Genomic DNA, 11533 nt, shown 5'->3' with positions numbered 1-11533 from the left:
TCAATCTTCAAACCAACAAGATGAAAAAGTCACTTTTTCTGATCACCATACTGTTCTGCGTGGCATCCTGCACGAAAGACTACCTGAAGAAAGCTCCGGATGAAGACCTGGACATCAAGAAGGTATTCTCTGAAAGGAAATACGCCGAATCGTTCCTCTCCTCCGCCTACCACAATGTGCCCGTTATGCTGGGTGCGGCTGACTGGGATCAGCGCAATCCCTATACCGGCGCCAGCGATGAAATGGAAATCACTTTCCTCGGCGCGTACTCGCATCTGCTGAATTCCGGCGCCTGGAGCGCCAACGACTTTTTTCCGGACGTATGGGGCTTTATGTACGAAGGCATCCGGAAAACCAATATTTTCCTCGACAATGTGGGCGCCGTGCCTATGGACGAAGCAGAACGCAAAAGATGGATTGGGGAAGCCACCTTTCTCCGCGCGTTTTATCACTTTATGCTGGCCCGCATTTACGGCGCCATCCCCATCAGCGACCATGCGTTTACCCTGAGCGAAGACTATTCAAAAATCCGCCGGCAGCCGGTGAACAAGGTGATCGATTTTATCGTGGCCGAATGCGATAAGGCCATGCCGCTGCTCGACTGGCGGGTGGGGGCAGACCAGTACGGCCGGGTGACCAGGCCCGCGGCCCTGGCGCTCAAGGCGCAGGCATTGCTCTACATGGCCAGCCCGCTGTGGAACGGCAACCCGGATTATGTGAACGTGAAAGACGGGGAAGGGGTGCAGCTGTTCCCGGCATTTGACAAGGAAAGGTGGAGAAGAGCGGCGGTAGCGGCAAAAGAATGTATAGACGGGGTGGAGGCGAATGGTTACCGCCTGTACCGCTCGGCCAGCAACGACCCCGTGCGCAATTACCAGGAAGTGTTCATCGAACGGAACAACGTGGAAGTATTGTTTGCCCGCAATGCCGGAGAGCATTCGCATTTTGAGCGCTGCAGCAATCCCATCGGTTTCGGCGGGTTCTCGATATTTTGTCCTACCCAGGAGCTGGTAGACGATTATGAAATGGCGAACGGCGAGCGGCCCATCACGGGGTATGCCGCGGATGGCTCGCCTGTGGTGAATCCCGCTTCCGGTTACGTGGAAACGGGGTATGTAGCGGCCAAACACCCGAAGGATTATTATCCTGCCGGTGTACGGAACATGTACGTGGGCCGCGAACCGCGGTTCTACGCCAGCATCAACTTCAACGGCGCCATCTGGAAAGGGCGCGGCATCCAGTTCTGGTTCGAGGGGCTGGACGGGCGTAAACGCGCAGGTTCCGATTATTGCATCACCGGTTACCTGATGAAAAAAATGGTGAATCCCACGTCGGACATCTTCCAGAACAGGTTTTCATTGAATACCTTCATCTACTACCGGCTGGGCGAAAGTTACCTGAACTATGCGGAAGCGCTCAACGAGATGGACGGCCCGGTGGCCGACGTGTATAAATATGTGAACCTCATCCGCGACAGGTCAGGGCTGCCGTCTTTGCCGGCGGGGCTTTCGCAGGACCAGATGCGGATGCGTATCTGGCACGAAAGAAGGATTGAACTGGCTTTTGAAACACACCGCTATTTCGATACCCGCCGCTGGAAAATCGCCGCAGGTATCGACAGCAAGGAAATTCACGGCATGAACATCGGCGCGGGCACCAACCTCGGCGACAACAATTTTTACAAAAGGGTGGTGGTGGAGAAACGGGTGTTCGTTTCCCCGAAACACTATCTCTGGCCCCTTCAACAGGAAGAAATCAACAAAAACCGGAACCTGGTACAGAATCCGGGATGGTAGTATAAACTGGAAACTATGAGCAACAACAAACGCGCACGGATGGTTACATCCGTGCGCAGGTATTTACTGACAGCCGCCGCACTGACCGGCCTGCATCTCTGTGCCTCCGCGCAGGCAAACGACTGGATTCGCCGCGACAGCACGGTATGGGGCGCCCGTAACGGCATTGTGGTGGGTTTGTGGCCCGCCGCTATCGAAAACCTGAAGCAGGGCGCCAACGGCGGGCCGAGGGGATTGTTCCGCATCGGTTACGAATACATGGGCCTTGTTTACCACATCAACTACATGGCAGTGGAGCCGGTGGTGAACGGGCGTATTGAATTCAGTGAAATTTCTCCTTCCGCTTCGGACGGAAAGTGGGGCAAGCTGATGTGGGTCAGCGATACGTTCAATACCCCCGATGCGGTGGGCATGTACGTACAGATCGAACAATTCGCCAACGGCGCGCATCCTTACCTGAAACTGAGCATTTTCCGGAACAGGCCAGAGGAGGTGTGTATAGAAGTGTTCCATCACCCCGACAGCGCGCCGATGGAACGGTGCGGCATTACGGCCACCATGGGCAACTATTCCCGGCTCAGGAAATTGTACCTCAAAGATTCCGTGGTGAATGCAAGGGCGTTGTATGCGGGATTTGACGGGATCGATTTCATCGAGAAGAGCCCATATCCCGCCGATCGCATGAGAAGGGGAAAGAACGGCGATTGGATCGTAGCCGCCACGCCCGACGAGTCATTCGCCGAACTGGCTGCATGGCCGCAGCAGCCGGCGTATTTGATGCGGTGGAACTGGCGTTACCGGCCTTTCTATATGCTGACGCAATATTGGCGGAAAGAAAAGAAGGACGCCGATGCCTCGTTGCAGGTGCGGGTAAACGGCCGGGCGAAGTATTGGAACGGCGGAGGGAACGACCCGAAGCATTATATCGACATACCGGGCGGGCCTTCGTTCGAGAATTTTGAACTGCGTGAAAGGTATGTGCCCGGCCAGCGTTTTTATTTCGGCCTGAGCCGTAAAACAGCGGAAGAACTGCTTTCCCTTTAGAGGGAAGGCAGTTCTTTTACCGGCGCCGGCAGCGAATGCCGCCAGGCGTAATATAGTACCACCGCGAAACAAACGAGTGGTACCGCATAAGCCAGCTGCACGTCGTAATAATACGCCGTGGCGCCCAATCCCAGCGGCACCAGCGCACCGCCTACGATCGACATCACGAGGAATGCGGACGCGGTTTTTGTTTCGTTACCCAGGTCTTTGATGGCCATGGAAAAAATGGTGGGGAACATGATGGACATGAAGAATTCCACCGCCAGCAGGAAATACACACCCATCATGCCGCCGTGCAGCACGCAATACGCCAGCAGCAGCACACAGGCCCCGCTGTAGATCATCAGCAGCAGGCGTGGGGCGATCTTCCGCATCAGCAGCGTACCCGCATAACGCCCCAGCATAAAACAAAGCAGCAGCATGCCCAGGAAGGTGGTCGCCTCCGTTTCGGGCATACCGGCGCTGAAGCCCGCATACCGGATGAAAAAGCTGGATATGCATACCTGCGCGCCCACGTAAGCGAACTGCGCAATCACGCCCCAGCGGAAATGCGTATGGCGGAACACCCGGAGGTTCAGGCTGAATCCGCTGCCATGTTCTTCCTGCACTTTCGGGAAATGCGCCAGCCTGAAAATAAGCGCCACTACCAGCAGCGTACCGGCAATGACGAGGTAAGGCACCTGCACCGACCGCGCTTCACTCAGCAGATAGCTGTTCAGCGTTTCCGGGCTCATGGCGCTTAACTGCGCTTCGCTGTATTCCTTGCCGGATAAAATCACCTTGCTCAGGAAAAACGCCGCCACAAACGCGCCCAGCCCGTTGAAGGCCTGCGCGAAGTTGAGGCGCTGCACGGACGTTTCTTTCGGCCCGATGACGGTGATGTAAGGATTGGCCGCCGTTTCAAGAAAGGTCATGCCCGCCGCCACAAGGAACAGCGCGAAGAGGAATAATCCGAATGAACGCAGTTCCGCCGCGGGAAAAAACAGCACGGCCCCGGCAGCGGCGATCAGCAGCCCGGTGATGATGCCTGTTTTATAACTCCATTTCCGCATCACCCAGGCCGCGGGCAGCGCAAAAAAGAAATAACTCACCCAATACGCGGAATCGATGAAGGCGGACTGGAAATCGTTCAGCTGGCAGGCTTTCCGCAGGTGCGGGATGAGCACGGGAATGAGGTTGCCGGTGAGCGCCCATAAAAAGAAGAGGCTCACCACCAGCACGAAAGTCAGCTTCAGGGCGCTGTTGCGCGTGGGGGGCGACAGCGTTTCGTTTTTCATTTCAAGTGTGGAATTCATAACGGCGTTTTAATGCATGGTCTGTACTTCGTTGATCAGCGTGCCGATGTGGTCGATGCTGATCTCTACCCGGTCGTTGTCCTGCAGCGTGAAGCTGTTTTCCGGCACCAGGCAGGTGCCCGTCATCAGGTAACACCCCTCCGGGAAGGCGCAACCCCTGAACAGGTAGTCCACCAGTTCCTGGTGGCTGCGCTTCATCTGGCTGATGGTCACACTATCGGCATACTGCTGCGTACCGTTGCGGTAGATCGCCATTTTGATGAGCGTGTCCGGCGGGATGGGTACGTCCGTGACGGTGAGGCAGGGCCCCAGCCCGGCGCATTTTTCGTACACCTTCGCCTGCGGCAGGTAGAGCGGGTTTTCGCCTTCGATGCTGCGGGAGCTCATATCGTTCCCGACGGTGTAGCCTTCGATGGTGCCGTGGCTGCTCACGAACAGCGTCAGTTCCGGCTCGGGCACGTCCCACGAAGAATCATTGCGGATGTATACGGTTTGCAGGTGGCCGGATACGCGGTGGGGTGTGGCTTTGAAGAATATCTCGGGTCTTTCCGCCTCATATACCTTGTCGTAAAAGGTAGCGCCGCCGGAATCTTCTGATTCTTCCATGCGGGCGGTGCGGCTGCGGAAGTAAGTGACGCCGGCCGCCCATACTTCCTGCGTGGCGATGGGGGCTTCCAGGGTGCTGGCGATGATCTTTTCCGCGGCGGTTTTATCCATGGGCTGTTTACTGTTCAGTTCGGTCAGGATGGCCTGGTAGAGGCCTTTCCTGTTCACGAAGCTGTTCCAGTCGGTCAGGAAGGAATAATACTGCCCCTGGTGAAAGGCGAGGAGCGCGCCCGGTGTTTTATAAATGCGGATGGTATTCATACGGGATTATTTTGTTTGGAGGAATTGTTGCACATCACCCAGCGGCAGTTGCCACAGCTGCTGCGCGAGCGTTTGCAGGGCCTCGCGGCTGCCCTCGAAATGCATGGTCACCTGCCGGTAGGTCAGGGATTCGCCGGGTTTCAGGGCCCTGGCGTCTGACGATGATTCCACTTCGTAAAAAGGCCCCATCTGTGAGCCGTCTGCCAACGGGCCGTCGTTATAACAATTCACGGCATCGCCTTTAAACGGTTCTTTCTGCAGCTCCCATTTCGAGTTTACATAACGGCCATCGGGCACCACGTCGTAGAAGAGCACGGTGAGGGTGTTGTTCTCGAGGTCGATGCTGCCGGCCGCGGGTTTGGCCACCTGCGGGGAGAGGCCGAGTTTGCCGCGCGCCTTGCCGTCCGCACGGAAGAGCAGCAGGCTGTCTTTGACCTGCAGGTTCTGTGGCGGTATCTTGCCGAAATAATCGTCGGTGATGTGTTTCCGTGCGTCGGGGAGGTTTTTGAACGGCGCGATCACGGCGGTCTGCGGCGATGGTTTGAACATGCCGAGCAGCCAGATGCTCATGAGGCCGCGTTCTTCCTGCCAGGCGCTGTCGCCGGTATTGGTGAGCACGTTTTCCGTTTCGTAAGCCACGCTTTTAATGCCTTCGGGCAATGCGGCGCTGATGCGGGCGGCAATCGCCTGGCTGTTCAGCAGCCGGATGGTGCGGGTGATGCCGAGCCGGAAATTGGTGCCGGAATAGTTCTGCACGTTGCCGGCGTATTCGTAAGTGATTTCACCGGCGGATTGTGAACGGACGGTGTAATGCGCCGTGTCTATCAACCCCGGCGTTTGCCAGTTGTCGAAATCGAAAGGTTTGCCGGGCGGAAAGAACAGCGAGTACTGGCCGCCTTCGGGACCGAGCCAGAACCGCTCTTCCCCGCCGAATGCATTGATATGGGGGTTGAGCTTGCCGGAAGCGATCAGGCCGTAATTGAGCCAGCCGAAACTTTTGCCGGCATCGCCGCCGGCGGTGCTGGTCATCACACGGGCCTGGTAGTCGCCGGTCACCACAACGCGGCTGCTGTCGCCGCTGCTTTGCAGTACCACTACATTCTGCAGGTGTTTTTGCAGGAAGGCCACGTCTTCGCCGAAATTGCCGGGCGGGGCGTCTTTTTTCTCCGCCGCTTCGTTACAGCCGATGGTGACGGCCAGCAGGCTGCCTGCGAGGATGTTCAATTTCATAACTAAGGAATTAATGTGGTATAAAATGTTGTTGTGTTAAAGCGATACGCCTCTTTTCCATGGAATAAAATCGTCCTGCTCCAGCACCTGCGCTTTGGCGGTGTATTGTCCGCCCGCCGTGTCGATCACCAGATCCATGATACGGGCGGCCACTTCGTCGATAGACGCTTCGCCGCTGATGATGGGGCCGGTATCGAGGTCGATGATGTCCTGCATTTTAGTGGCCAGCCTGGTGTTGGTCGACAATTTGAGCACGGGCGTCACCGGGTTGCCGGTGGGCGTACCGAGGCCGGTGGTGAACAGTACGATGTTGGCGCCGGCGCCTACTTCGGCGGTGGTGGATTCCACGTCGCTGCCGGGTGTGCACAGCAGGGCCAGACCGGGTTTCGAAACGCGTCCGGGATAGTCGATCACATCGGTCACCGGCGAGGAACCGCCTTTTTTAGCGGCGCCCGCGGATTTGATGGCGTCGGTGATGAGCCCGTCGCGGATGTTGCCGGCGGAAGGGTTGGAGTCGAAGCCGGAGCCTACCGCTTCCGCGCGGGCGGCGTATTCCCGCATCAGCTGGGTATAACGGGCGGCAAGGGTGGTGTCTACACAACGGTCGCTCAGTTCCTGTTCCACGCCGCACAGCTCCGGGAATTCGGAGAGAATGACGGAACCGCCGAGCGCTACCACAATGTCCGCTACGCGCCCTACGGCGGGGTTGGCGGAGATGCCGGAGAAGCCGTCGGAGCCGCCGCATTCCATGCCGATGATCAGCTTGCTCAGCGGTGCGGGCGCGCGTTGCTGTTCGTTGGCTTTTGCAAGGCCTTCGAACGTGCGTTGCAGCGCCTGTTCCATCAGGTCTTTTTCGGAACCGATCTTTTGCTGCTCCAGGCAGATCACCGGCCTGTCGAAGCCGGGCACTCTTTTTTCGATTTCTTCCTGCAGCATTTCCAGCTGCGCGTTCTGGCAGCCCAGGCTCAGCACGGTGGCGCCCGCTACGTTGGGATGGGTGATGTACCCGGCCAGCAGCCCGCAGAGCGTGCGTGCGTCGTCTTTCGTGCCGCCGCAGCCCAGGGTATGGCTCAGCAGTTTGATGCCGTCGATATTGGCGAACCTGCGGCTCTGCGCCGGTAAAGGCTGCTCGGGCGCGGTGCTGTGAAGCAGCTGCCGCAGCATGGTTTCGTAAGGGTTGGCTTGGGTGTAGCCCAGCTCGTTCACCAGCACTTTGTGCAGCGTTTGTACGTTGCGGTTTTCGCAGAACACCATGGGGATGATCACCCAGTAGTTACCGGTGCCCACGCGCCCGTCGGAGCGGTGGTAACCCATGAACGTACGCTGCGCCCAGCGGGAAACGTCGGGGCGCTCCCATTCCGTGTGCCTTTCTTCTTTCACGGAGAAACTGCCGGAAGCATGGCGGATGTTTCTGGTGGTCACCAGTTCACCGGCGGGCAGGTCTTCGTTGGCAAGCCCCACCAGCACACCGTACATGATCACGGGCCCGTTTTTGGGAATGAATTCTTTCGTCAGTTTATGTTTCGCCGCCACGTCGCGCACGGCCGTCACGCCGTTGATGGCGGTACCGGCCGGTACGTCCTGGAGGGCGGCCCACACGTTGTCTTTAGGATGTATCTGAATGATCTGTTGGCGCATATGAATGGAGTTGGAAGGTTTATTTCAGGGCCCGGTCGAGGTGCACATACCCGCCGTCCACATGAATAAGCTGGCCCGTGGTGTGGCTGGATTTGGACGAGAGCAGAAAAGCCGCCGTCTGGGCGATTTCTTCAGGCGTCGTCATCCGTTTCTCGAGCGGGATGCCGGCGAGTATGCCGGCCAGTTTGCTTTCTTTATCGTTGAAGGTATTGATCCAGTTTTCGTAAAGCGGCGTCCATGATTCGGCCACCACGATGGCGTTCACGCGGATGGAGTAGGGCAGCAGCTCCACGGCCCATTCGCGGGTGAGGGCATTGCGCCCGCCATTCGCGGCGGCATAGGCGGAAGTGTTGCCCTGGCCGGTTTCCGCGGTTTTGGAACTGATGTTGACGATGGCGCCCTTGTTCTTTTTCAGGTAAGGCAGCGCATGGTGCGCGATGAGGTAATAGTGCACGAGGTTGCGGTGCAGCGACCGCATGAACTTTTCATACCCGCCGTGTTCCAGCCCCACACCATCGTTGATGCCCGCGTTGTTCACCAGCCCGTCTATCCTGCCGAACTTCGCCGCGATGGCTTTCACCGCTTCCCTGCATTCGTCGGGCTCGGTGAGCTCGGCCGTTACCTGCCAGCCTTGGCCGCCGGACCGTTCGATATGGGCCAGGTGCTGGAGGTTGTCTTCTTCATTCCTGCCGATGATCACGGGAATGGCGCCTTCTTCTGCGAGCACGGCTGAAATCGCCGCGCCGATGCCTTTGGCGCCTCCTGTCACGATGATGATCTTGTCTTTTAAACCCAGGTCCATAAATAAAGTATGTTTTAGGAAATAGAGATGAACAAATGTGTTACTGCAGCGCCTCTTTGGAGAACTGCCCGTTCAGCAGCCGCCAGATGCCCAGCGGGTTGCCGTCCTGGAGCTCCGGCGGCAGCAGGTAAGCAGGGAAGTCCTGGTAACACACCGGCCTGCAGAAGCGGTAAATGGCCGCCGTGCCCACGGAGGTGCCCGCCGCCGGTGTGGTGGCCGGCCAGGGACCGCCGTGCACCATGGCATGATTAACGGCCACGCCTGTAGGAAAACCGTTGATCACGAGCCGGCCGGCTTTTTCCCGGAGAATGTCCACCAGCCCGGCATGCTGCCGGAGGTCTTCTTCCGTGCCGTGAATGGTGGCGGTGAGTTGGCCTTCCAGCGCCGCGGCAAGACTGTACAGCTCCTGCGGACCGTTTGCACGGATGTGCAGGGACGAGGGACCGAACACTTCATGGCACAGCGCCGGGTTGGCGATGGCCTGCTGTACGCTGATCTGCAGAAGGGCAGGGGCGGCTTCGTGTGCGTTGCCTTCCGCTTTGCCCAGCACCTGTGCGCCGGCCTGCCGCAGTTGCCCGAGCCCTTTGTTGTACGCATCCAGGATGCCCGGCGTCAGCATGCAGCCCGCGGGCAATGCGGCGATGTTCTTTTGCAGCGTGTCCATGAACGCGCCGTTTTCCGCGTGTGTGATGAACAGCCCCGGGTTGGTGCAGAACTGCCCCACGCCCATGGTGAGCGATTGCAGGAACTGCGTGGCCAGGGTTTCCCCTTTTTCTTTCAGAATGCCCGGCAGGAAAAAAACCGGGTTCACGCTGCCCATTTCCGCGAACACGGGGATGGGCACGGCCCTGCGTGTAGCCGTGTCGTATAGCGCCTTGCCGCCTTTGAAGGAGCCCGTAAAGGCGATGGCGGACAATAATGGATGAACGGCCAGCTGCTGGCCTGTTGCGATGGTGGCGCCATGCAACAGGGAGAATACACCTTCGGGCATGCCGGTCTGGCCGGCGGCCTTGCGTATGGCTTCAGCCACAAGGTGCGAGGTATGCGGATGTGCGGGGTGTGCTTTACATACCACGGTGCAACCCGCGGCCAGTGCCGCGGCCGTATCGCCGCCCGCCACGGAAAAGGCCAGCGGGAAGTTGCTCGCGCCGAAAACGGCCACCACGCCCAGCGGTATCTGTATCTGCCGGACGTCCGGGGCGCCTTTGTCTATCCGCGCGTTTACCCACGAGCCTTCCGTGATGAGGTCCGCGAAAAGCCGGAGCTGGTTGGTGGTACGGTCGCGCTCACCCTGCAGGCGCATCAGGGGCAGCCCGCTTTCAGCGGAGGCAGTGTTGATGAGCTCGTCGCCGAGCGCAACGATGCCGTCCGCGATGGCGCGCAGGAAAGCCGCGCGTTGCGCGCCGTCCGTTTTTTTGTAAGTGCTGAATGCCGCCGCCGCCAGCATGACGGCGCGGTTGATTTCTTCCGCCGTCGCCTCGCGGAATGAAGGCGTGAGCCATTCCTGCCGCTGCGGGCTGAAGGCCTGAAAGGTCTGTTGCCCTTCGGCGCTGTCTGTATTGCCTATGAGTTGTGATCCGGGCTCGTGCATGATGTGATTTTTATTCGGCTGTTTAGTTTACTTCCATATCGTCTTTTGAAGGCAGTTTCGGGAACGGCGCATGCGGCTCGCGCTGGTACCAGAATACTACGCTGCTGATGTCCGACTGCTGGGGCAGGTACCTGCCGCCGCTGCGCCAGCCCAGGTCCTGGATGGTGACCTTCAGGTCTTTTTCGAAACGGATGGGGTCGGTGATATGCCAGCGGTACATACCGAAGCGCTGCTGCGATTTGTACAGCCCGTCCGGCCGTATCACCTGGTGCAGGCCGGCGTAGGGTGTCGAGAATTCCTGGTATTTGCCTTTGTTGTCGAAATTATAGGAGCCGCAGAAATAGTCTTCCGTGCCGGTGCCGCAGATGGTCGGGAATTTGGTGTCGCCGTCCATGAAGAACTTGATCTCGCCTTCTCCCCACCAGCCGTTGTTATTCACGCCCCAGGCGAGGTAGGTGCCCACATACTGCCCTTTGCCCTTGATGCCGTCGATCAGCGTGAAATCCGCTCCCTTTACCGGGTTGCTGCGGCGGAACTGCGCGTGGAAATACCCCGCATCTTCCGGCACTTCGGTAAGCGTGTAGTCCACCTGGTAGTAGAGCGTCATGCGTTCGGTGTTGATATTCTCCATCGTGATTTTGCACTTCTTGCGGAAGGGCATCGTCCAGTAGCAGTTGAATGCGCTGCCCGGGTTAACGGTCACCGCGAGGGAATTCATCTGCGCATATTCGCCCCAGCCCATGCCGAAGAAATCGCCCACGGGCACTTCCACGGAAGGCGTGGTTTCATCGTCCCAGTAGAAGCGGAGGATGGAATAACGCCAGTTGCCGGTAGGCGTCATCCAGATGTGCTGGATGGCCCCGGAGCCGTTGATTTCCGCGAGGGTGAAGGTCTTGCCCGGTTCGATATGGATGTAGGGATTGACTTTCCAGCCCTGACCGAGGTCGCGCGCGGCATTGCGGGCATTGCCCTGTTCGAGGGTGGCCATGCCGCCTTTGCCGGGCTCGCCGGTGAAGTTTTCCGGGCTGATAGACCGGGTTTTGGCGTCGGAGAGGCGGTACAGGTTGCCGATGTGGGTATCGAGCCCGTTGAAGGTTTTCTGGGCCTGTGCGGAACCGTAGATGCCGGCCGCCAGCGCGATCAGGAGCAGTTTTTTCATACGTTGTGACTTTATGGTATAATGTTGCTTTATCGTTTAAGCAGTGTTGACGATGTCTGTTTTCATGTGCACGTGGTCGTTCAGTTCCGTTCTATGCTGATGCTAAAGTTG

The 11533-nt window shown here is 58.4% G+C and carries 9 protein-coding genes; 2 read left to right on the top strand and 7 right to left on the bottom strand.

From position 1 onward, the window contains the following. Positions 1–20: 20 nt before the first annotated feature. Both EGT74_RS16615 and EGT74_RS16610 read left to right on the top strand, forming a co-directional pair. Entirely contained in the window at positions 21–1796 is a 1776-nt protein-coding gene (locus tag EGT74_RS16615) for a RagB/SusD family nutrient uptake outer membrane protein (protein ID WP_123847699.1), read from the top strand. A 15-nt stretch (positions 1797–1811) separates the two neighbouring features. Next, positions 1812–2840 (top strand): hypothetical protein, encoded by a 1029-nt coding sequence (locus EGT74_RS16610; RefSeq protein WP_123847698.1) that lies wholly within the window; start codon positions 1812–1814, stop codon positions 2838–2840. Here the strand turns inward: EGT74_RS16610 and fucP are convergent. From fucP to EGT74_RS16575, 7 genes are read right to left on the bottom strand one after another with little or no spacing between them, the layout of a single operon-like run. Continuing rightward, the gene (fucP, locus tag EGT74_RS16605; RefSeq protein WP_246008231.1) at positions 2837–4135 is read right to left on the bottom strand and encodes an L-fucose:H+ symporter permease; all 1299 of its coding nucleotides are present in this window, start codon (positions 4133–4135) and stop codon (positions 2837–2839) included. The two genes, EGT74_RS16610 and fucP, sit on opposite strands and share 4 nt — an antisense overlap. A gap of 9 nt (positions 4136–4144) precedes the next feature. Further along, positions 4145–5002 carry a fumarylacetoacetate hydrolase family protein gene (locus EGT74_RS16600; RefSeq protein WP_181954754.1) on the bottom strand — a complete coding sequence of 286 codons (858 nt, stop codon included), beginning with the start codon at positions 5000–5002 and terminating at the stop codon, positions 4145–4147. A gap of 6 nt (positions 5003–5008) precedes the next feature. Continuing rightward, positions 5009–6232, bottom strand: a complete 1224-nt coding sequence (locus tag EGT74_RS16595) for a DUF6786 family protein (protein ID WP_123847697.1) — start codon at positions 6230–6232, stop codon at positions 5009–5011. 36 nt (positions 6233–6268) lie between these two features. Next, the gene (locus EGT74_RS16590; RefSeq protein WP_181954753.1) at positions 6269–7870 is read right to left on the bottom strand and encodes a UxaA family hydrolase; all 1602 of its coding nucleotides are present in this window, start codon (positions 7868–7870) and stop codon (positions 6269–6271) included. Positions 7871–7889: 19 nt separating this feature from the next. Continuing rightward, complete coding sequence (locus EGT74_RS16585) at positions 7890–8672, bottom strand: L-fucose dehydrogenase (protein WP_123847695.1); 783 nt, start codon at positions 8670–8672, stop codon at positions 7890–7892. Positions 8673–8712: 40 nt separating this feature from the next. Then, complete coding sequence (locus EGT74_RS16580; RefSeq protein WP_123847694.1) at positions 8713–10263, bottom strand: aldehyde dehydrogenase (NADP(+)); 1551 nt, start codon at positions 10261–10263, stop codon at positions 8713–8715. A gap of 22 nt (positions 10264–10285) precedes the next feature. Then, positions 10286–11422 carry a glycoside hydrolase family 172 protein gene (locus tag EGT74_RS16575; protein ID WP_123847693.1) on the bottom strand — a complete coding sequence of 379 codons (1137 nt, stop codon included), beginning with the start codon at positions 11420–11422 and terminating at the stop codon, positions 10286–10288. Positions 11423–11533: the final 111 nt, after the last annotated feature.

Source organism: Chitinophaga lutea, assembly GCF_003813775.1.
GTDB classification, from domain to species: domain Bacteria; phylum Bacteroidota; class Bacteroidia; order Chitinophagales; family Chitinophagaceae; genus Chitinophaga; species Chitinophaga lutea.
This window is presented reverse-complemented; position numbering and strand designations above follow the sequence as displayed.